We start from the raw sequence: 20,607 nt of genomic DNA, 5'->3' as shown, positions 1-20,607 counted from the left end.
TTTTGGGGCAATCCTGTGACAAATCTTTCACAATCCACCGCTTCGCGCGCAGGCTCGATGGGGCGTACGGAATTCATTGCGCTGGCCGCAATGCTGATGGCGTTGAACGCGCTCGCCATCGATATCATGCTGCCCGGGCTTCAGGAAATCGGCGCCTCGCTGGGCGTCGAGAATGAAAACCATCGCCAATATGTCATTTCGGCCTACCTTCTCGGTTTCGGCGTCGCCCAGCTTCTCTATGGGCCGATCTCGGACCGTTTCGGTCGCCGCAAGCCGATGCTCTTTGGTCTTGCGATCTACATCGTTTCAGCGCTTGCGGTTGTTTTTGTGCCGTCCTTCTCCGGCCTGCTGCTCCTGCGTTTCATTCAGGGCATCGGTTCTGCGGCAACACGCGTCATCACCATCTCGATCGTCCGCGACATCTATGGCGGCCGCCAGATGGCTGAAGTCATGTCGCTGATCATGATGGTTTTCATGGTCGTTCCGGTCATCGCGCCCGGCACCGGTCAGATCGTTCTCTTCTTCGGAAACTGGCACCTTATCTTTGCCTTCATGGCCGGCATCGCTGCCGTGGTAACGGCCTGGATGTATTTCCGCCTGCCTGAGACCCTGCATCCGGACGATGTCCGCCCTTTCACCGCCCGTTCGGTGCTCGGCGGTTTCAAGATCGTGCTCACCAACCGCATTGCGCTTTGCTACACGCTCTCCAGCACCTTCATCTTCGGTGCGCTGTTCGGCTTTATCAATTCCGCTGAACAGGTCTACAAGGGCATTTACGGCCTTGGTCCATGGTTCGCGGCGGCATTTGCCGGCGTCGCCCTGTTCATGGCCTTTTCGTCCTTCATCAATGCGAGGCTTGTCGGAAGGTTCGGCATGCGCAAGCTGTCGCACGGGTCGCTGCTCGGCTTCATCGCCATCACCTTCATCTGGCTTGTGGTGCAGGTGCTGGGACCGGATCCGATGCCTTTCGCCATCTTCATCGTGTTCTTCGCGCTTGCCATGTTCCAGTTCGGCTGGATCGGCTCGAACTTCAACTCGCTGGCGATGGAACCGCTTGGCCACGTCGCCGGCACGGCCTCCTCGGTGATCGGCTTCATGGGAACCATTGGCGGTTCGCTGATCGGCGCCGCCATCGGCCAAGCTTTCGATGGTACCGCACTGCCAATGGTGGCGGGTTTCTTCGTCGTCTCCATCATCGGCCTGATCTTTGTACTGATCGGCGAAAAGGGTGTGTTATTTCATGCCCACAACAAGCCGATCCGCTAAGGGACGTGGAAAAATAAAAGGGCGCGGAATTCTGTTCCGCGCCCTTTTTTGTTTGCTGGTGGGTCTCGCCGACGGCCGTTACCCCGGAGCTGATCCGGGGTTCAGCCAGCCCAAGTCCTTGGGCTGAAAAAGGTCCTTCCGCCGCGCAGACGCGCCGCAGCTGGATGCCGGATCAAGTCCGGCATGACGGTGAAGGTTGTGCACACCCCACGAATCCGGAGCCTCAGACCGTGAAAATCTTCTCGCGCAGCAATTCCCACGTCTCCTGATTAGGCGCCAGCAGCAGCCCGCCATCCACATGGCGTGGCAGATAAGGCGAGCCATCAAGGCGGGCGGCATAGGCGCCCGATTCCTGCGAGATCAATGTGCCGGCCAGGTGGTCCCAGGGCATCAGCTTGTTGTACATCAGGAAATGCATGTGACCGCCGCAGAACAGGCGGTATTCATGTGCGGCGCAGCGATAGCTGGTGAAGAGCCGCACATCGGCCAGGTTCACCAGAATCTTGCGGCGCGTCTCCACGTCGAAATAGCCGGTATTGGCGATACCCACCATCTGCGACAGTTCCGGCGCCGGCACGACCGACATCTGCGTCTGCGCGCCATCCGCGCTGCACAGCCATGCGCCGGAGCCCTTTTCGGCAATGGCCCAGTCATTGCCCATGGGATCGAAGATCAGGCCAGCGACAGTCTCGCCCTTGGAGATGATGCTCATCATCACGCCGAAAAGCGGCAGGCCGGACGCAAAATTATAGGTGCCATCGATCGGATCAACCACGACAGCCAGATCGGCATCGGCAAGCTTGCCAAGCAGCGAAGCGTCGGCCGCCACCGCCTCCTCGCCGATGAACAGAGCATCCGGCATGATCTCCTGCACGCGGGCGCGGATCAACCGCTCTGCGGCCTCGTCAGCCTCGGTAACCAGGTCGATCGCTTCGGTCTTGATCCTGACGTCGCCATCGCCCAGATTGCGGAACCTCGGCAGGATTTCAACCGCAGCAGCCTCCTGAAGCGCATTGGCAAGAGAGGCGATGTCGAGTTCGAGAGCCATGGGCGAGATCCTTCCATTTGAGCATAAATCTTATAAGGCGACGATTTCCCGCCGCAGCATCTTCCAGCTTTCCTTGTCGGGAGCAGAAAGTATGCCCCCGGTGGTCTGGCCGGGCCGATAGGGCGTGTTGTCGAAACGCGCCGTGTAGCCACCCGCTTCCTGATGGATGAGCACGCCTGCAAGGTGATCCCATGGCATCAGCTTTTCATGGCCGATGAAATGAAGATTGCCGGCGGAAGCGAGCCAATATTCATGTGCGGAGCAGTTAAGCGACAATGCCATCTTTATCTTCGCCATATTGGCGGCGATCACCGGCCGGCGATCCGGATGGCTGTGACCCCAAGAAAAGAGGCCGACCATGTCGGACAGTGGCGCGGGATCGGCAACCTTCAGCTTTGCCTGCGAGCCGTTCTTGCGGTGGAGATAGGCGCCCTCGCCTTTCAGACCAATGATGGTGTCCCCCATCACGGGATCGTGGATAAGTCCAGCCACGGTCTCACCCTTGACGGTGACCGCGAGCAGCGTACCGAAGGCGGGAAAGCCGGAAGCGTAATTGAAGGTGCCGTCGATGGGATCGATCACGAAGGCAAGCGGCGCGTCGGCAAGGGCGGGAATGACGGAATGATCCGCGTCATACGCCTCTTCGCCAACAATATGCGCCTTTGGAAACCGCTCGAGCAGCGCTGCGGTTATCAGCTTTTCGGCCAGAACATCCGCCTCGGTGACGAGATCGACGGCGGATGTCTTTTCGGAGATGGCGCCAGCGCTCAGGTTCCTGAAGCGGGGCATGATTTCATCCGTACCGGCTGCGGCAACGGTGGCAACGAGGAAATCGATATCTTTATCGGAAAGGGTCATCGCGCGGGGCACTTCTTCATAAGGGAGGGTGGGCCTCCCTAGGCTCTTCAGATGACGCCCCCGTGACAGAAAGCGCCGAAAAATCAAAAAGTCTGGGGTCGAGGAGATGGGAAGGGTTCACATGTGCCAGCGCCCGCAGCATCACATCCTTCCGACCGGGCATACGCCGCTCGATATCCGCCAGCATTTCCTTCATGGCGTTGCGCTGAAGCCCGTCCTGCGAGCCGCAAAGGTCGCAGGGGATGATCGGAAATTCCATCGCCGCCGCAAATTTCGCCATGTCTTCTTCGGCGCAATAGGCAAGCGGGCGCATGACCATCAGGTCACCCTCGTCATTCAAAAGCTTCGCTGGCATGCCGGCCAGACGTCCGCCATGGAAGAAGTTCATGAAGAAGGTCTCGAGAATATCCTCACGGTGATGGCCGAGCAGCAGCGCGTCGCAGCCCTCCTCCCGCGCGATGCGGTAAAGATTGCCGCGCCTGAGCCGCGAACAGAGCGAACAGTAAGTGCCGCCGGAGGGCACCTTCTCCTTCACCACCGAATAGGTGTCGCGATATTCGATGCGATGGGCAACACCGATCTTCGCCAGATACTCCGGTAAGACATGCTTGGGGAAATTAGGCTGGCCCTGATCCAGATTGCAGGCGATCAGTTCAACGGGCAGCAGGCCGCGCCATTTGAGATCGAGCAGCAGCGCCAAAAGCCCGTAGCTGTCCTTGCCACCGGAAAGGCCGACCAGCCAGCGCTTCTGGCCTTTCAGCATGTCGAAATCTTCAAAGGCCTGACGCACATTGCGCAGCAGCCGCTTGCGCAGCTTGTTGAAGGAGACGGAGCGCGGTGCATTGTCAAATAGCGGATGCGAGCTGCCAGCTTCTTCCGGCGATTCCTGATCTGCCCCGATCTTTTCCGCGATGTCATCGACCCTGGTGAGAATATTCATCATCCGCTCGCTCCGGCACGACTGCCGTTATCCATGCAGGCAATGCTCCCATCCGCCCGGAAGATCAAGCCCCGAATACCGACCAACCTGTTTTCGTCGCCAGCATTTCCAGCGCATGTGACCCGAGCGCCGAGTTGCCGACCTTGTTGAGGCCCGGCGACCAGACCGCGATCGATGCCTTGCCGGGTGCCACCGCCATGATGCCGCCGCCGACGCCGCTCTTGCCCGGCAGGCCAACATGATAGGCGAAATCGCCCGACCCGTCATAATGACCGCAGGTCAGCATCAGCGCATTGATGCGCCTTGCGCGGCGGTCCGACACGACGGTATGCCCCGTCAGCGGGTTGCGGCCGCGATTGGCCAGAAACAGGCCGGCGCGGGATAGCTGCGCGCAGGTCATGGAAAGCGCGCACTGATGGAAATAGACCCCGAGCGTATATTCCACGGGGTGATGCAGATTGCCGAAGGAGCGCATGAAATTGGCGAGCGCGAAATTGCGGAAACCCGTCGCCTGCTCGGATTTCGCCACCGTATCGTCGATGCTGATCGTGTCATCATCAGCGAGATACCGCACGAACCGCAGGAGCTCGCCGATCGCCTCGCGCGGCTGATGGCCGGACAAAACGATATCGGTCACCACGATCGCCCCGGCATTCACGAAGGGGTTGCGGGGAATTCCGTGCTCGTGCTCCAGCTGGACTATGGAGTTGAAGGACGATCCCGACGGTTCGCGACCCACCCGGTTCCACACCGTCTCACCGGCCTTGCCGAGCGCCAGCGTCAGCATGAAGACCTTGGAAATGCTCTGGATCGAAAACGGCGTCAGCGCATTGCCAGCCGTATAAGTCGTTCCATCGACCGTGGTGATGGCGATGCCGAACTGGTTGGGATCGACCTTGGCGAGTTCGGGAATGTAATCCGCAACCTTCCCCTCGCCCAGCCTCGGCAGCATGCTGTCATGGATGGAATCGACGATACCCTGAATGTCCTGCATGCAAAGCCTTCCCCAGCAAACAAAAAAGCCGCCCCGAAGGGCGGCTTCCTGAATACTGAAACGCGTCGATTAACGCGAGTAGAATTCGACGACCAGATGCGGTTCCATGACGACCGGGTAAGGAACGTCGGAGAGCGACGGAACGCGAGCGTAGGTCGCAACCATCTTGTTGTGGTCAACTTCGATGTAGTCAGGAACGTCGCGTTCAGCGAGCTGAACGGCTTCCAGAACTGTTACGAGCTGCTTGGACTTCTGGCGAACTTCGATAACGTCGCCCGGCTTGCAGCGGTAAGAACCGATGTTGACGCGAACGCCGTTAACCGTGACGTGGCCATGGTTGATGAACTGGCGCGACGCGAAAACGGTCGGAACGAACTTGGCGCGGTAGACGATGGCGTCCAGACGCGACTCGAGCAGGCCGATCAGGTTTTCAGAGGTATCGCCCTTGCGACGGTTTGCTTCGTCGAAGGTAGCGCGGAACTGCTTTTCGCGCAGTTCGCCGTAGTAGCCCTTGAGCTTCTGCTTGGCGCGCAGCTGCGTGCCGAAGTCGCTCATCTTGCCCTTGCGGCGCTGGCCGTGCTGGCCCGGGCCGTATTCGCGGCGGTTAACCGGGGACTTCGGACGGCCCCAGATGTTTTCGCCCATGCGGCGGTCGATTTTGTACTTAGCCGATTCGCGCTTGCTCATCGTATTTCCTTCTCAAAGGTTTATACCGGCTTGTTGCCAAACCGGGTTAAGGAAACACGCCCTCCTCTGAGGCCCGTTGCAGGGCCTCTGACAGGCTTCTCACATGCGAATGGAGAAACCACGGGACATGTCGGTGATATTGACCGCCGAACGTCAGTTCTTAAACTGCAGGGCAGTCAACAAAACACACCGGACATCACTGCCCGGCGTTGGGGCGGCTTCTACAGAGCTTTCACGGTTTTGTCAAACAAGGCCTTTCGCTTTTTTCTAAAGTCTACCCTTGAAAAGCAAAAGTGCCCACCCATCTCTTCGTCGTGATCAGAACTCGGGCCCCTCTGGCGTGTTACCGGACAACACGTGATGTCGAGTTTGTTAAGGTTGGGGCCCACGTATATTCTTGACACGCGTTCCCCATCCGTAAAGCCAACCTCGTCCGGCTAAAGGTTGACTGATGGACTTTCTTCTATCGGATTTTCTCGGCACACCCACCTGGATGTGGGGTGTCTTTATTTCTCTTGTCCTTGGCCTGCTCGCGCTCGATCTCGGCGTACTTCATAAGAATTCCAAGGAAATCGGCGTTCGTGAAAGCCTGCTGATGTCAGGCTTCTATATTGCCATCGGCCTCGCCTTTGGTGGCTGGATTTGGTATCAGTCCGGCCAGCAGTCCGCCATGGAATATGTCACGGGCTTCGTGGTCGAAAAAAGCCTGGCGATGGACAATATCTTCATCATCGCCATGATCTTCTCCTATTTTGCCATTCCGCGCCAATACCAGCACCGCGTGCTGCTCTGGGGTATCCTCGGCGTTATCGTCCTGCGCGGCATCATGATTGCCGGCGGCGCGGCCATCGTCGAAAACTTCCACTGGGTGCTTTACCTCTTTGCGGCCTTCCTCGTCTTCACAGGCCTCAAGATGCTGTTTTCCTCCGACCATGACGAGAACGACATCGGCAACAACCGCATCCTGAAATTCCTGCGCAGTCACCTGCCAGTGACAAACAGACTGCATGGCGAAAAGTTCTTCGTCAAGGAAACCGATGAGACAACCGGAAAACTGAAGACCTTCGTGACGCCGCTCTTCCTGGCGCTCATCATGGTCGAAATCGCCGACCTCATCTTTGCCGTCGATTCGATCCCGGCGATCTTCGCCATCACCACCGATCCGTTTATCGTCTATACCTCGAACATCTTCGCGATCCTCGGCCTGCGCGCCCTCTATTTTGCGCTTGCCGCCCTGATCCATCGCTTCGCCTACCTGAAATATGCATTGGCTGCGGTTCTGGTCTTCGTCGGTTCGAAAATCTTCGTCGCCGACATGCTCGGCATCGCCAAGATCCCGCCGGCTGTTTCGCTCGGCGTCACCGTCGCCATTCTCGTCACCGGCGTCGTCGGTTCACTGATCGCGACGCGCAAGGAAACGAAAGCCATCGAGTAAGGTCAAGCAATGAGGAGGCGGAAACGCCTCCTCACACGCCGTCACCCCGGACTTGATCCGGGGTCCAGTGCGGTCAAGTCCTTGATCGCAATAGACTCTTCTCACGACGCAGACGCGCCGTGGCTGGATGCCGGATCAAGTCCGGCATGACGGGGGAATAAATCGACGCAAACAAACCCGCCGCACCCTCACTCCGCCGCCAGCCTTGCATCATCCTCAGCCGCATCCGCATCGCCGGGCGCGGTTTTTGCGTCGAGATCGGGAAATGCCACGATACGCTTGCCGGAGAAATCGGCATGCACCACCACAAGCTCCTTCTCCTCGAAATAACTAAGGAGACGCCGTGCGCGGCGGGCGGAATGGGTGCCGTAGGCGCGGGCAATTCGGGCATCGGACGGGCAAGGTTCCTCGCCGAGCGCTGCCTTGACGAGCAGCAGAAAAACGCCCTGCAGGTCATCGGAGACCGACATCGACAATTCCAGCGCCTTCTCCCAGCCTTCGCTTGCCGCCATTGCCGCATCAACGCCTGAACGGGCAATCGCCACCTGCCGGCGGAACTCCGCCAGCGTCATCGGCGTGCCGGGAATGCGGCGCATGCGGGCGCGCACCAGGAAATCCTGATAAAGCACGGCATCGGTACGATAGGCGGATTGAGAGTCATCGAGAATTTCGACGAGAACCGCTGAAATCTTTTCCTCGCGCTCCTCGGGCGTTATTTCCGGCTGGCCCGCACGAGGCGAATGCTCCGGTGCTGGGCCGACGGCCGCGGGAGTAGACCGGGACAATTCAGCCAGAATATCCGTTGTTGGACGCGGAGCCGGCGGTGTGCGACGAACTGCGGGACGCGTGAATTCTTCCGGGTCCGGCGTAAAGATCAGGTCTTCGACGTCCTGCGGCGCATCCGGCAGCGGCATCAGCTTCGGTGAAGAAGAGCGCGCCGAGGTTTCCACCGCCCCGATGACGATGGGCAGCGGACGGCGCGAAAGCGCCGGGCCGAGCGCCACGAAATTGCCGCGCTGAAGATCGCGGAACATTTCCGCCTGCCGCCGGTCCATGCCGAGCAGATCGGCCGCGCGCGCCATATCGATATCGAGGAAAGTGCGGCCCATCAGGAAGTTGGAGGCTTCCGCGGCCACGTTCTTGGCAAGCTTGGCCAGTCGCTGCGTGGCGATGACGCCGGCAAGACCACGCTTACGGCCACGGCACATCAGATTGGTCATCGCGCCAAGCGAGGCCTTGCGGGCATCTTCCGTCACTTCACCAGCAACGGAGGGCGCAAACATCTGCGCTTCATCCACCACCACAAGCACCGGATACCAGAATTCGCGATCGGCATCGAACAGGCCGTTGAGGAAAGCAGCGGCCGCCCGCATCTGCTGTTCGATATCGAGACCTTCCAGCGTCAGCACGCAGGAAACACGATGCTGGCGAATGCGGTTGGCGATGCCCGCGAGCTCGGCTTCCGTGCGCTCGCCATCCACCACAACATGGCCGAATCTGTCTGATAGCGTGACGAAATCACCCTCGGGATCGATGATGACCTGCTGCACCCATGGCGCCGATTGCTCGAGCAGCCGGCGCAGCAGATGCGACTTGCCGGAACCGGAATTGCCCTGCACCAGCAAACGCGTCGCAAGCAATTCTTCAATATCGAGCTTGGCCTGCTGCCCGCCCGATAGAGTTCCCATGTCGATGCCGACCTGCAATGTTCCGTTCCTCGTACTGCCTCAGATCCGGCCGATTCCCCTCGCGGCGGCCGAACATGCTCTTTACCAAAAAATCGTCGATTGCGTCTCGCCTATGCCGGTAATGCACAGGCATTTGCGTTCCGGCCTAAGCAGGACGGCGCCAGGCGCGGGCAAAGGCAATACGCCGCCCGAAGACATTGAGCGCCAGCCCGAGAATCACGAGCGCTGCGCCGGCCACTTCGAAGACTGTGATATGTTCCGCAAAAGCGAGATAGGCGCTGATGAAACCAACGACGGGCACCAGTAGAGAAAACGGCGCCACCGTTCCAGCCGGATACCGCAGAAGCAGATAACTCCAGATACCAGCGCCGACGATTGTCGCACCATAGGCCATATAGATCACCACGAACGCCATGGTCGGCGTCGCATTGACCACCCCATCGACTATCGCCTGAGGACCCTCCACCACGAGCGAAAGCAGGATCAACGGCAGAACAGGCACAAGGCTCGTCCAGGCAACGAAGGAGACCGCATTGACCTGGCCGATGCGGCGATTGACGATGTTACCGCAGGCCCAGGCAATGGCGGAACCGACGCCCATCAGAAGCGGCACCAGCGCCGCCGCCGTCATGCGCTCGACGCCGATGACCGCAAGCCCGCCAAAAGCGATGATTGCACCGAGGATTTGCGACGGCAACGGCCGTTCCCCGAGGAACACCACGGCAAGCGCCAGCGTGAAAAAGGCCTGCGACTGCATGACGAGCGAAGCAAGCCCCGCTGGCAGCCCAAGCTTGATGGCCGGATAAAGCAGGCCGAACTGCACAAAACCCATGGCCATGCCGTAAACGATCATATGCCGCCAGGGCACATTGGGCCTGGGCAGGAAAAACACCAGTGGCACTGCCGCAAAGAGATAACGAACCCCCGTCAAAAACAGCGGCGGCATATCGTTGACGCCGATCTTGATGACAACGAAGTTGAAGCCCCACAAAAACACGGTAACCAGGGCCAGAAGTATATGCGGCAATGCCATTTTATTATGTCCGAATGTCAGTCGATGGAGGGCGTCATACGCTGGCCGCCTTCTTCCAGCCAAAGGCAACGAGACCAGCGCCGATCAGGAGGCCACCGCCCGTGCGGTTGACAATCCGCTGAACCTTCGGCTTGCGGATCGTATTACGGGCGGCACTTGCCAGAAGTCCATAAAGCGCCGCGTTGACAGTGGCAAGCACAAGGAACGTCGCCTCGAAAATCAGCACCTGCGGCCAGAACGGCAATGTCGGCACCAGAAACTGCGGCAAAAAGGCCACGAAGAACACGATGCTCTTCGGGTTAAGCGCGGTAACGATATAGGCATGCAGGAAGATTTTGAGCGGTCTTTCCCGACCAGTCACGCCGGTTCCATCAGTACCATCGCCACCAACCGGCGAACGCCACAGCTTGATGCCGAGATAGATGAGGTAAGCCGCACCGATCCATTTCAGCCCGGTAAAAAGCGCTGCGGATGTGGCGAGCAACGCCCCAAGCCCCAACATCGAGGCCGTCATGGCGGTGAAATCGCCGAGCGCCACGCCTGTCACCGTTGCGGTGCTCGCCTTGCGGCCATGGCCCAGCGCATAAGAAATGACCAGCAGGATCGTCGGTCCTGGAATGGCAAGCATGATGGCGGACGCGGCCACGAAGGCCAGCCAGTTTTCCAATGGCATGATGAATCTCCTCTATCCCGAGTCTTGAGCAAGCCACGGAAAATGTTTTGCTTCAAGCCGGATTGTACGAGCTGTGCAGCTCTCTCCTAATGCCCCCGGAAAACATCCCGGTACGAGTTTCTCCGTAATCCGCGGTCAAACTGGGACCGGCCGCTCCCGCATGTGCGTGCGGAAGCGGCCATCATTGTCAAAACCGCGGCGCCCAGTAGGGCGTTTCCCAGTCTCGCCGCCGCTTCACGCGCGAAGGGTCGAGGCCGATATCGACCAGAAGGCGCTCCGGCAGATCGGCAGGGTCAGTTGGTGGCGCGCGTGGCACGACAGCGGCAATGAGAACCGCTTTGAGAGTTTTCCAGACGCCGAATGTGACGAACAGACGGTCCACCGCATCCGGCAGCGCATATGCTACCAGTGGTTGATTTTTTTGCATGGGAAATCCATCCCGGCGCGGCAAAGCGGCCAGGTCCTTTATCGATGAAAAACGACAGGACGAAACGACGGGCACAGCATGATGCCGCACAAACGCGCAGGTCACATGTCGAACGAAATGAAAACGCCAAACGGCAGGGAAATCAGGCCTAAGCCTTATCGGAGGGAGATGCCTCGCACCCCATAACCGCCGATATTCATGCCGGAAAGGCCAGACATGCCGTTAAGGCGCATATTCATGTCATTGGTCATTCCACGCCTCCATTTATAGCGGTTACAGACGAGAAACACCTTACACAGGAAATCCGGCGCGACAAGAGGTCGCAATCTCGAATTGTAAAGAGTCGCAAAAAAGATGCAAAAATGCAACAGACTCATGGAAGGGAAATCAGGACACGGAGACGCTGAGGCCAAAACCCTGCATCAGCCGCCGCGTGGCAAAGTCCGGCTTGCCAGATGTGAAGACGGCGAAGTCGAATCCATCGGGGTGTTCGGCATCCTGGGGCATCGGCACCAGATGACGGGCACGTCTTGCAATTGCCTCGGCGGGATCGAGCCAGTCTACCGGCCAGGGGGCCAGACGGCGAAACACGTTGGCCATGAAAGGATAGTGGGTGCAGGCGAGAACGACGATATCGGTGCGTTTTCCATCGCTTTCGATAAAACAGGGTTCGATTTCGGCAAGCACCGCCTCCTCCGACACCGGCTCCCCCCTGATCCAGCTTTCGGCCATGCGCGCAAGGTTTTCCGAGCCGACAAGGCGGACATGGCATTGCGTCGCGAAGGACTGAATGAGATCGCGCGTATAGGCACGCTTGACGGTGCCCGGCGTCGCCAGAACAGAGACGAGGCCGGAACGGGTGCGCTCCGCCGCCGGTTTGATGGCGGGTACTGTTCCGACAAAGGTCATCTGCGGAAACCGGGAACGCAGATCGGCACCGGCAAGCGTGAAGGCGGTATTGCAGGCGATGACGCAGACTTCCGGGCTGAAATCCTGCAGCAGTTTTTCAAAAAGCGAGAGAATGCGCGCCCTGAGCGCCTCCTCCTCCCAGCCGCCATAGGGAAAACCGGCGTCGTCGGCCACATAGATGAAGCCGCGCTCGGGCATCAGCACGCGCGCTTCGCGCAGCACAGTCAGCCCGCCAATGCCGGAATCGAACACCAGCACCGGCTTCAGCACGTCGGTGGCCGCCTCACTCGTCTCCAGCATTCTCCCCTGCTCCCTCGGCCGATGGCCCCGTTGCCCGACCGGCCTGCTTCGGCCATTGCCGGGGAAAACGGTCGAGCGAATTGATCACGCCGCGGAAAACACTGATTTCCTGCTCGGAAAAACCGCGTCTCGACAGCACGGCACGCAGATTATCGACCATTTTCGGCTTTTTTTCAGCGGGATGGAAATAACCGCGCGCATCCAGCGCTTCCTCGAGATGTTCGAACAGGCCAAAAACCTGCTCCTTGGTCGAAGGCCGCTGCTCGACGGACTGGAAAAGCGTCTCGCCCAGATCGTCCATGCCCGACTTCATCCACTCATAGGACATCAGGAGCACGGCCTGCGCAATATTGAGCGATGCAAAGGCGGGGTTGACCGGAAATGTCACGATCTCATCGGCCAACGCCACTTCCTCATTGGTGAGGCCCCAGCGTTCACGACCAAACAGGATGCCTGTCTTTTCGCCCGCCTTGAATTTTGCCCTGAGCGTATCGGCAGCAGTGACCGGCGATCGTACCTGCTTGAACCCATAACGCTCGCGCGCGGTCGTGGCATAAACGAAATTGAGATCCTTGATCGCCTCTTCCAGCGTATCGAACACCGTCGTCGCGTCGATGACGTGATCGGCCTTGGAAGCGGCGGAGCGCGCCTTTTCGCTTGGCCAGCCATCACGCGGGTTGACGAGGCGCAGCTCGGCGAGCCCGAAATTGGCCATCGCCCGCGCCACCATGCCGATATTTTCGCCGAGCTGCGGTTCGACCAGAATGATCGCCGGGCCTTCCGCCAGAAGTTCAAGCTCGCTGTTTGTGCCTGCCATCGTTGTTTGTCCGTTTTTTTAAAAGCGCGGCATCGACTTTGACGCCGATACCGTAAAGCGCGCTTCACTGGCACAGATTGCCGTTAAAATCAAAGTCGGAGAGAGCGCACACCCGCTCGGCGTTGCTGAAGATGAGAGCAACGCCGCTCCCCCGTCATCCTCGGGCTTGAACCGGGGATCCACAACCCGTTGCAATCAATGGATCCTCTGGCCAAGCCCGAGGATGACGGGGAGTGTGGCGAAAACCTCGTATCACTCTCCACCGGCTCAAACGGGACCCATTACTCCCCCTTGATGATGTTCGCCATCTCCTCACGCAGCGAGTCCCGGCCTTCGTCGCCCACCCGGTGAATGTCGCTGATGACAGGCCGCCCCTCCTCCTCGATCACATCGAAATGCACCTCGTCCACGGTCGCCTTCATCTCCGCCTCATCCATGCAGGCCCAGAGCTTGAATTTGGCCGTCACGTCAGTCACGCCATCCTTCACCGCGCCCGCCATCACGGACACATCCTGCAGCGGGCAGCCATCCTGCGAGTTGGTCACGACATCATAACCGAATGGATCGCCCTTCTCGCCGCTTTCGGCCTCGTAAGCCGGCTTCTTGGAGGCTTCACGGTATTGCGCGACGAACTCCTTGCTGAAGAGGCTCGTCAGCATGTCCTCGTCGAATATGTATTTCCAGTTTTCCGCATCGCCGGACCAGTTCTTGACGGTGATGTCCATCACCTTCTGGACGGGATCGGTGGGACCGGCGGCGAGGGCGGCGTGGGAAAAGAGGGCGGCGGCAGACAGAAGCAGAATTTTCCGCATGATATGATCCCGGTAGAGGCCCAGAGACGGGCGAAGCGATTCGCCTGACTGTATTCCGGCATTATGGTTTGGCAATGCGCAAAGCGTTATTGCGCTGCGCCAAAAAAGCGCCCCCCATGGCTTTGCCTCAGGCGCGTGCGATGCTATAGCCCCACCGGATATTTTTCCGACTATGGGCGTCAACAGGCGCCACAGCTTCGAAGGTGAGGAATTCATGGCAAAGATCAAGGTAGCCAATCCAGTCGTCGATCTCGACGGCGACGAAATGACCCGTATCATCTGGCAGCTCATCAAGGACAAGCTGATCCTGCCATACCTCGATCTCGACATCGAATATTACGACCTCTCGGTTGAAAACCGCGACGCCACCAACGACCAGGTCACGGTTGACGCGGCCCACGCCATCAAGAAGCACGGCGTCGGCATCAAGTGCGCCACCATCACCCCGGATGAGCAGCGCGTCGAGGAATTCGGCCTGAAGCAGATGTGGAAGAGCCCGAACGGCACCATCCGCAACATTCTGGGCGGCGTCATCTTCCGCGAGCCGATCATCTGCAAGAACGTTCCGCGCCTCGTTCCGGGCTGGACGAAGCCGATCGTTGTCGGCCGCCACGCTTTCGGTGACCAGTACAAGGCAACCGATTTCAAATTCCCCGGCAAGGGCAAGCTGACGATCAAGTTCGTCGGTGAAGACGGCCAGGTCATCGAAAAGGACGTTTTCGACGCTCCGAGCGCCGGCGTGGCTCTTGCCATGTACAACCTTGACGAATCCATCCGCGAATTCGCCCGCGCCTCCATGAACTATGGCCTGATGCGCAAGTGGCCGGTTTACCTCTCCACGAAGAACACCATCCTCAAGGCCTATGACGGCCGCTTCAAGGATATCTTCGAAGAAGTCTACCAGACCGAATTCAAGAAGCAGTTCGACGAAATCGGCATCACCTATGAGCACCGCCTCATCGACGACATGGTCGCTTCCGCGCTGAAGTGGTCCGGCGGCTACATCTGGGCCTGCAAGAACTATGACGGCGACGTTCAGTCGGATACGGTTGCTCAGGGCTTCGGCTCGCTCGGCCTGATGACCTCGGTTCTTCTGTCCCCCGATGGCCGTACGGTCGAAGCCGAAGCGGCGCACGGCACGGTCACGCGCCACTACCGCCAGCACCAGAAGGGTCAGGAAACCTCGACCAACTCGATCGCCTCCATCTTCGCCTGGACCCGTGGCCTCGCCCACCGCGCCAAGCTGGACGACAATGCGGAACTCGCAAAGTTCGCGGCAACGCTCGAGACCGTCTGCGTCGACACCGTCGAAAGCGGCTACATGACAAAGGACCTCGCGCTCCTCATCGGCCCGGACCAGCCCTGGCTCTCCACCACAGCCTTCCTCGACAAGATCGACGAAAACCTCAAGAAGGCGATGGCTGCCTAAGCCTGCTTTCCCAAGACGTCAAAACCCGGCCTCAGTGCCGGGTTTTTTATTTGCTCGGTATAGATGAGGCATTCGTTCAATAGAAACGAAATGGACAACCAAATAGCGAACAAATATCGTTACGTGCCGGCTGGTTGAGCCAAGAGAAAAAACTCTGACACAACGCAGATTTCTTTTTGTTCACGGCATCTTGATTAGCGGTTGCACTAGGCGCAGAATTTGATTCTGCGTGTCCAGGGCCAGCAGGACAATAAGACTAAGATTAAACAGCATCTACTTGCACACAACTTGCCCGACACAGTCAAACGTTCATCGTAGCATCCACGCGATCTTGGAAAGACGCTAGGGATGTTGCGGACTTTAAAAATATGAAACGCAGGCCGAAAGCCCTTTGGGTTAGCCTGACGTTTCGACGATTTTGCTTGGGGAGGCAAAAGAGCATGAGTGAACTGATCTTTTACACCAACCCCATGTCGCGCGGGCGTATCGCGCGGTGGATGCTCGAGGAAGTGGGCGTTCCCTATCGAACCGAGATACTTCGTTTCGAAACCTCGATGAAATCGCCCGCCTATCGGCTGATCAATCCGATGGCCAAGGTGCCCGCCATCAAACATGGCGATACCATCGTCACCGAGGCCGCTGCGATCTGCGCCTATCTGGCTGACGCCTTTCCCGGTGCGAACCTAGCGCCCACACCCAAGTCACGCGGGCTTTATTACCGCTGGATGTTCTTTGCCGCAGGCCCGCTGGAAATGGCGGCGAGCATGAAGGCAATGGGTTTTGAAGTGCCGAAGGAAAAATTGCGTATGGCCGGCTGCGGCAGCTATGCGGATGTGATGAACACGCTGGAACGGGCCGTCAGCGAAAACCGCTTCATCGCCGGCGATCTTTTTACCGCCGCGGATGTCTATGTCGGCGCCCATGTCGGCTGGGGCCTGCAATTCGGCACGATTGAAAAACGCCCGGCCTTCATCGACTACTTGTCGCATCTGACCGAGCGCCCGGCATTTAAGCGGGCCGCGCAGCTCGATGAGGAAGCGGTGAAGGATATGAAAGCGACGGACTAGAGCATTTCCGGTGATCACGGGATCACCGGAAATGCTCTAGTGTTTGTTTTTACCGCATTGTCCGACGCCGAAGCGAACACGCTTCGGCTGGAAATGCTCCAGCAGGCTTGGCGCTGCCCAGCGCAGAATAGTCCCTGAACCATCCACAAACGGAAATTCACAAGAAAAAGGCGGGCCAAAATCCCGCCTTCTCTTTTCTGTCGATCAGGCCGCCAGAGCCGCTGCCACCGCTTCGATGGCCTCCTGCGCCTTGGCGCCATCAGGACCACCTGCCTGCGCCATGTCCGGTCGGCCGCCGCCGCCCTTGCCGCCAAGTGCGGCGGAAGCAGTGCGGACGATATCGACGGCGCTGAAACGGGACGTCAGATCTTCCGTCACGGCGGCGACAGCGCTTGCCTTGCCATCCTCGGAAACGGCGATCAGCAGCACGACGCCAGAACCGAGATTGGCCTTGGCCTCGTCGGCGAGCCCCTTCAGATCCTTGGCATCGATACCAGCAAGGGATTTTGCCAGGAAGTTGACGCCCGCGACCTGCTTGACGTCGCTTGCCCCGGCATCCGCCGAACCGCCGCCCATGGCGAGCTTCCGGCGGGCATCGGCGAGCTCACGCTCCAGCTTCTTGCGCTCGTCCAGCAGGCCTTCAACGCGCGACAGGACATCGCCCGGCTGAACCTTCAGCGACGAGGCGAGCGCCTTTACCCGCTCGTCCTGTTCGGCGAGATAGGCAAGCGCGCCCTGGCCAGTTACGGCCTCGAGGCGTCGCACGCCCGCACCCACGGCGCTTTCACCGAGAATGCGGATGAGACCGATCTGGCCGGTCGCAGCCACATGCGTGCCGCCGCAAAGCTCGACGGAATAAGGACGGTTGGCTTTCGCGCCATGCAGGCCGGTGCCCATGGAGACGACACGAACCTCGTCACCGTATTTCTCGCCGAACAGCGCCATCGCGCCCTCGGCAATGGCGTCATCGACGCTCATCAGGCGGGTGACGACAGGCGAGTTCTGCAACACGATTTCGTTGGCCATGTCTTCAACGACCTTCAGCTCCTCGGCAGACATCGGCTTCGGATGTGAAACGTCAAAGCGCAGGCGCTCGGGCGCGACCAGCGAACCCTTCTGCGCGACATGGGTGCCCAGCACTTCGCGCAGCGCCTCATGCAGCAAATGGGTGGCGGAGTGATTGGCGCGCAGACGCGAGCGGCGGTCATGATCGACCGTCAACTGAACGGCATCGCCCACTTTGATGCCGCCCTTGGAGACGGTGCCCATATGAACGAAGAGGCCTTCGCCGCGCTTCTGGGTGTCGGAAACGGCAAAAGCGCCGTTATCGCCGGAGATTACGCCGGTATCGCCCATCTGGCCGCCGGACTCGCCATAAAACGGCGTCTGGTTGACGACGACCTGCACGGTCTCACCATCCACAGCGCTTTCGACGGCCTTACCATCCTTGACGATGGCCTGCACGACGCCCTCGGCGGTTTCCGTGTCGTAACCGAGGAACTCGGTGGCGCCGAGTTTTTCCTTGAGTTCGAACCAGATCGTTTCGGTGGCCTTGTCGCCGGAACCGGCCCAATGCGAGCGGGCTTCCGCCTTCTGGCGCTCCATGGCATCCGTGAAGCCGGAAATATCGACGCCGATTTCGCGGGCGCGCAGTGCGTCCTGCGTCAGGTCGAGCGGGAAACCATAGGTGTCGTAAAGCTTGAAAGCGGTCTCGCCATCCAGCATGTCGCCCTTGTGCAGGGTCGAGGTGGCATCCGACAGCAGCGACAGGCCGCGTTCCAGCGTCTTGCGGAAACGGGTTTCCTCAAGCTTCAGGGTTTCGGAGATCAGCGCTTCGGCGCGGACCAGTTCCGGATAGGCGCGACCCATCTGCTGCACCAGCGACGGCAGCAGCTTGTAGATCAGCGGCTCGCGCGCGCCGAGCAGTTCGGCATGGCGCATGGCGCGACGCATGATGCGGCGCAGAACATAACCGCGGCCTTCATTGGACGGCAGCACGCCATCGGCGATCAGGAACGCAGACGACCGCAGGTGGTCGGCGATAACGCGGTGGCTGGCGCGCTTTTCGCCTTCAGCCGGAACACCCGTCGCTTCGACGGAAGCGGCGATCAGTGCGCGGAACAGGTCCGTATCGTAATTGTCATGCTTGCCCTGCAGCAATGCGGAGATACGCTCCAGACCCATGCCGGTATCGATCGACGGGCGCGGCAGGTCGATGCGCTCTTCCTTCGTCACCTGCTCATATTGCATGAAGACGAGGTTCCAGATTTCGATGAAGCGATCGCCATCCTCTTCCGGCGAGCCGGGCGGGCCGCCCCAGATATGATCGCCATGGTCGTAGAAGATTTCGGAACAGGGGCCGCAGGGTCCGGTATCGCCCATCGCCCAGAAATTGTCGCTGGTCGGGATGCGGATGATGCGGTCGTCGGAGAAACCGGCGATCTTCTTCCAGAGGTTAAAGGCCTCGTCGTCGGTGTGATAAACCGTGACCAGCAGGCGATTGCGGTCGATGCCGAATTCCCTGGTGATCAGGTTCCAGGCGTGGGTGATCGCCTCTTCCTTGAAATAATCGCCAAAGGAGAAGTTGCCGAGCATTTCGAAGAAGGTGTGGTGACGGGCGGTGTAACCGACATTGTCGAGGTCGTTATGCTTGCCACCAGCGCGCACGCATTTCTGCGCAGATGCCGCAGTAGAATAAGGACGGCTTTCCAGACCGGTGAAGACGTTCTTGAACTGCACCATGCCGGCATTGGTGAACATCAGCGTCGGATCGTTGCGCGGCACCAGCGGGCTGGAGGGCACAATCTCGTGTCCGTTCTTCTTGAAGTAGTCGAGGAAGGTCGACCGAATTTCATTTACACCGCTCATGCCCACACACCGCTCACAGCTGGAGTCCATCACCGCCATCGGAAATGATGGCTATATTGCAAAATCAATGGCTTTTATCGTCCGCATCCTGCCCTGTCCAGCCATCGAGGTCAGCGAAGGCGTACCGACAAAGAAAAAGGGCCACACGACAGAAATCGCACGGCCCATTTTGTTCAATTCGATTCACATCGAGACAGGCGATCCGGCAACGGATGCCTGAAGCTCGACGGCAGGATCAGCCTTCGTCACCGTCGCCGTCATCGCCGGAATCAGGACCGCCATTCTGCAGGAAACGATCCGCAATCAGGCCGGCGTTCTGGCGCAGCGCCAGCTCGATCTCGTTTGCCGTATCGGGGTTGTCGCGCAGGAAGGTCTTGGCGTTTTCACGCCCCTGCCCCAGACGCTGGCTGTTATAGGAGAACCAGGCACCGGACTTTTCAACGATACCGGCTTTTACGCCGAGGTCGACAAGCTCACCGGTCTTGGAAACGCCTTCGCCATACATGATGTCGAATTCCACCTGCTTGAAAGGCGGCGCCATCTTGTTCTTGACGACCTTGACGCGGGTCTGGTTGCCGACAACCTCTTCGCGTTCCTTGACAGCGCCGATACGGCGGATGTCGAGGCGAACGGAAGCGTAGAACTTCAGCGCATTACCGCCGGTCGTCGTTTCCGGCGAACCGAACATGACGCCGATCTTCATGCGGATCTGGTTGATGAAGATGACCATGCACTTCGACTTGGAGATCGAAGCGGTCAGCTTGCGCAGCGCCTGGCTCATCAAACGCGCCTGAAGACCCGGCAGGCTGTCGCCCATCTCACCTTCAATTTCCGCCCGCGGCGTCAGCGCCGCAACGGAGTCGACCACGAGAACGTCGACCGCGCCGGAGCGCACCAGCGTATCGGTGATCTCAAGCGCCTGCTCGCCCGTATCCGGCTGCGAGATCAGCAGGCTCTGCAGATCCACGCCAAGCTTGCGCGCATAGACCGGATCAAGCGCATGTTCGGCGTCAACGAAGGCGCAGATGCCGCCCTTCTTCTGGGCTTCCGCAATGGTCTGCAGCGCCAGCGTCGTTTTACCCGAGCTTTCCGGACCGTAAATTTCAATGATGCGCCCCTTCGGCAGTCCGCCGATGCCGAGCGCGATATCCAGGCTGAGCGAACCCGTCGAAACGGTCTCCACCTCAACCACATTTTCATTGGAACCGAGCTTCATGATCGATCCCTTGCCGAACGACCGTTCGATCTGGGAGAGCGCCGCTTCCAGTGCCTTGCTTTTATCCACCGATTTATCCTCTACGAGACGCAAAGAATTTTGTGCCATCCGAACCACCTTTAGGTTATTGAAGCCGCACA

19 protein-coding genes are annotated in these 20,607 nt (G+C 59.3%); 5 read left to right on the top strand and 14 right to left on the bottom strand.

Translation table 11 applies throughout. The features are described 5' to 3' along the window. The first annotated feature begins 57 nt into the window (after positions 1–57). Entirely contained in the window at positions 58–1,266 is a 1,209-nt protein-coding gene (locus tag DOU54_RS05280) for a multidrug effflux MFS transporter (protein WP_006698780.1), read from the top strand. A gap of 223 nt (positions 1,267–1,489) precedes the next feature. Here the strand turns inward: DOU54_RS05280 and DOU54_RS05275 are convergent, their stop codons facing one another. The 5 genes from DOU54_RS05275 to rpsD all read right to left on the bottom strand — a co-directional run bounded on the left by DOU54_RS05275 (position 1,490) and on the right by rpsD (position 5,793). Then, positions 1,490–2,314, bottom strand: a complete 825-nt coding sequence (locus DOU54_RS05275) for an inositol monophosphatase family protein (protein WP_035210118.1) — start codon at positions 2,312–2,314, stop codon at positions 1,490–1,492. 30 nt (positions 2,315–2,344) lie between these two features. Beyond that, the gene (locus DOU54_RS05270; RefSeq protein ID WP_004442460.1) at positions 2,345–3,172 is read right to left on the bottom strand and encodes an inositol monophosphatase family protein; all 828 of its coding nucleotides are present in this window, start codon (positions 3,170–3,172) and stop codon (positions 2,345–2,347) included. A gap of 16 nt (positions 3,173–3,188) precedes the next feature. Further along, on the bottom strand, positions 3,189–4,115 hold the full coding sequence (gene ttcA / locus DOU54_RS05265) for a tRNA 2-thiocytidine(32) synthetase TtcA (RefSeq protein WP_035209970.1): 927 nt from the start codon (positions 4,113–4,115) through the stop codon (positions 3,189–3,191). A 61-nt stretch (positions 4,116–4,176) separates the two neighbouring features. Then, entirely contained in the window at positions 4,177–5,106 is a 930-nt protein-coding gene (locus DOU54_RS05260) for a glutaminase (RefSeq protein WP_037092452.1), read from the bottom strand. A 69-nt stretch (positions 5,107–5,175) separates the two neighbouring features. Further along, positions 5,176–5,793 carry a 30S ribosomal protein S4 gene (gene rpsD, locus DOU54_RS05255; RefSeq protein ID WP_004442465.1) on the bottom strand — a complete coding sequence of 206 codons (618 nt, stop codon included), beginning with the start codon at positions 5,791–5,793 and terminating at the stop codon, positions 5,176–5,178. Between the two features lie 451 nt (positions 5,794–6,244). Here rpsD and DOU54_RS05250 point away from each other — a divergent pair, with 451 nt between their 5' ends. Next, positions 6,245–7,228, top strand: coding sequence for a TerC family protein (locus DOU54_RS05250; RefSeq protein WP_022556493.1), 984 nt, complete (start codon positions 6,245–6,247; stop codon positions 7,226–7,228). A gap of 188 nt (positions 7,229–7,416) precedes the next feature. Here the strand turns inward: DOU54_RS05250 and DOU54_RS05245 are convergent, their stop codons facing one another. From DOU54_RS05245 to DOU54_RS05210, 7 genes are all read right to left on the bottom strand, one after another. Then, on the bottom strand, positions 7,417–8,934 hold the full coding sequence (locus DOU54_RS05245; RefSeq protein WP_113381325.1) for a helicase HerA domain-containing protein: 1,518 nt from the start codon (positions 8,932–8,934) through the stop codon (positions 7,417–7,419). Between the two features lie 127 nt (positions 8,935–9,061). Further along, positions 9,062–9,949 carry an EamA family transporter gene (locus DOU54_RS05240; RefSeq protein ID WP_113381324.1) on the bottom strand — a complete coding sequence of 296 codons (888 nt, stop codon included), beginning with the start codon at positions 9,947–9,949 and terminating at the stop codon, positions 9,062–9,064. Positions 9,950–9,983: 34 nt separating this feature from the next. After that, positions 9,984–10,622, bottom strand: a complete 639-nt coding sequence (locus tag DOU54_RS05235; RefSeq protein ID WP_113381323.1) for a LysE family translocator — start codon at positions 10,620–10,622, stop codon at positions 9,984–9,986. Positions 10,623–10,809: 187 nt separating this feature from the next. Beyond that, on the bottom strand, positions 10,810–11,049 hold the full coding sequence (locus DOU54_RS05230) for a hypothetical protein (RefSeq protein WP_006698773.1): 240 nt from the start codon (positions 11,047–11,049) through the stop codon (positions 10,810–10,812). 387 nt (positions 11,050–11,436) lie between these two features. Then, positions 11,437–12,258: a glutamate racemase gene (murI, locus tag DOU54_RS05220; RefSeq protein ID WP_022556498.1), complete on the bottom strand. Its 822-nt coding sequence runs from the start codon at positions 12,256–12,258 to the stop codon at positions 11,437–11,439. After that, complete coding sequence (locus DOU54_RS05215) at positions 12,242–13,075, bottom strand: RNA methyltransferase (protein ID WP_113381322.1); 834 nt, start codon at positions 13,073–13,075, stop codon at positions 12,242–12,244. Before DOU54_RS05215 ends, murI begins: the two co-directional genes overlap by 17 nt. A gap of 281 nt (positions 13,076–13,356) precedes the next feature. Continuing rightward, positions 13,357–13,887, bottom strand: coding sequence for a hypothetical protein (locus tag DOU54_RS05210; protein ID WP_162749614.1), 531 nt, complete (start codon positions 13,885–13,887; stop codon positions 13,357–13,359). Between the two features lie 214 nt (positions 13,888–14,101). Between DOU54_RS05210 and DOU54_RS05205 the strand changes: the two genes are divergently transcribed. Further along, positions 14,102–15,316: an NADP-dependent isocitrate dehydrogenase gene (locus DOU54_RS05205; RefSeq protein WP_035210117.1), complete on the top strand. Its 1,215-nt coding sequence runs from the start codon at positions 14,102–14,104 to the stop codon at positions 15,314–15,316. A gap of 440 nt (positions 15,317–15,756) precedes the next feature. Further along, positions 15,757–16,383 carry a glutathione S-transferase family protein gene (locus DOU54_RS05200; protein ID WP_006698768.1) on the top strand — a complete coding sequence of 209 codons (627 nt, stop codon included), beginning with the start codon at positions 15,757–15,759 and terminating at the stop codon, positions 16,381–16,383. Between the two features lie 204 nt (positions 16,384–16,587). Here DOU54_RS05200 and alaS read toward each other — a convergent pair whose 3' ends face one another. Next, positions 16,588–19,251, bottom strand: a complete 2,664-nt coding sequence (alaS, locus tag DOU54_RS05195; protein WP_006698767.1) for an alanine--tRNA ligase — start codon at positions 19,249–19,251, stop codon at positions 16,588–16,590. On the opposite strand from alaS, the gene DOU54_RS05190 reads away from it, so the two are divergent. Then, the gene (locus tag DOU54_RS05190; protein ID WP_113381321.1) at positions 19,250–19,471 is read left to right on the top strand and encodes a hypothetical protein; all 222 of its coding nucleotides are present in this window, start codon (positions 19,250–19,252) and stop codon (positions 19,469–19,471) included. The two genes, alaS and DOU54_RS05190, sit on opposite strands and share 2 nt — an antisense overlap. A 15-nt stretch (positions 19,472–19,486) precedes the next feature. On the opposite strand, the gene recA is transcribed toward DOU54_RS05190, so the two are convergent. Then, complete coding sequence (recA, locus tag DOU54_RS05185) at positions 19,487–20,575, bottom strand: recombinase RecA (RefSeq protein WP_004442498.1); 1,089 nt, start codon at positions 20,573–20,575, stop codon at positions 19,487–19,489. Between the last annotated feature and the right edge of the window lie 32 nt (positions 20,576–20,607).

It is taken from the genome of Agrobacterium sp. MS2 (assembly GCF_003261015.1).
Taxonomy (GTDB): Bacteria; Pseudomonadota; Alphaproteobacteria; order Rhizobiales; family Rhizobiaceae; genus Agrobacterium; species Agrobacterium pusense.
This window is presented reverse-complemented; position numbering and strand designations above follow the sequence as displayed.

Bases quoted from the DNA above. Each gene is read 5' to 3' on its own strand.
- DOU54_RS05210 (WP_162749614.1), bottom strand. From the start codon at position 13,887: ATGCGGAAAATTCTGCTTCTGTCTGCCGCCGCCCTCTTTTCCCACGCC.
- alaS (WP_006698767.1), bottom strand. From the start codon at position 19,251: ATGAGCGGTGTAAATGAAATTCGGTCGACCTTCCTCGACTACTTCAAG.
- DOU54_RS05280 (WP_006698780.1), top strand. From the start codon at position 58: ATGGGGCGTACGGAATTCATTGCGCTGGCCGCAATGCTGATGGCGTTG.
- DOU54_RS05240 (WP_113381324.1), bottom strand. From the start codon at position 9,949: ATGGCATTGCCGCATATACTTCTGGCCCTGGTTACCGTGTTTTTGTGG.
- DOU54_RS05275 (WP_035210118.1), bottom strand. From the start codon at position 2,314: ATGGCTCTCGAACTCGACATCGCCTCTCTTGCCAATGCGCTTCAGGAG.
- recA (WP_004442498.1), bottom strand. From the start codon at position 20,575: ATGGCACAAAATTCTTTGCGTCTCGTAGAGGATAAATCGGTGGATAAA.
- ttcA (WP_035209970.1), bottom strand. From the start codon at position 4,115: ATGATGAATATTCTCACCAGGGTCGATGACATCGCGGAAAAGATCGGG.
- rpsD (WP_004442465.1), bottom strand. From the start codon at position 5,793: ATGAGCAAGCGCGAATCGGCTAAGTACAAAATCGACCGCCGCATGGGC.
- DOU54_RS05260 (WP_037092452.1), bottom strand. From the start codon at position 5,106: ATGCAGGACATTCAGGGTATCGTCGATTCCATCCATGACAGCATGCTG.
- DOU54_RS05235 (WP_113381323.1), bottom strand. From the start codon at position 10,622: ATGCCATTGGAAAACTGGCTGGCCTTCGTGGCCGCGTCCGCCATCATG.
- DOU54_RS05190 (WP_113381321.1), top strand. From the start codon at position 19,250: ATGCCCACACACCGCTCACAGCTGGAGTCCATCACCGCCATCGGAAAT.
- DOU54_RS05250 (WP_022556493.1), top strand. From the start codon at position 6,245: ATGGACTTTCTTCTATCGGATTTTCTCGGCACACCCACCTGGATGTGG.
- murI (WP_022556498.1), bottom strand. From the start codon at position 12,258: ATGCTGGAGACGAGTGAGGCGGCCACCGACGTGCTGAAGCCGGTGCTG.
- DOU54_RS05200 (WP_006698768.1), top strand. From the start codon at position 15,757: ATGAGTGAACTGATCTTTTACACCAACCCCATGTCGCGCGGGCGTATC.
- DOU54_RS05205 (WP_035210117.1), top strand. From the start codon at position 14,102: ATGGCAAAGATCAAGGTAGCCAATCCAGTCGTCGATCTCGACGGCGAC.
- DOU54_RS05215 (WP_113381322.1), bottom strand. From the start codon at position 13,075: ATGGCAGGCACAAACAGCGAGCTTGAACTTCTGGCGGAAGGCCCGGCG.
- DOU54_RS05270 (WP_004442460.1), bottom strand. From the start codon at position 3,172: ATGACCCTTTCCGATAAAGATATCGATTTCCTCGTTGCCACCGTTGCC.
- DOU54_RS05230 (WP_006698773.1), bottom strand. From the start codon at position 11,049: ATGCAAAAAAATCAACCACTGGTAGCATATGCGCTGCCGGATGCGGTG.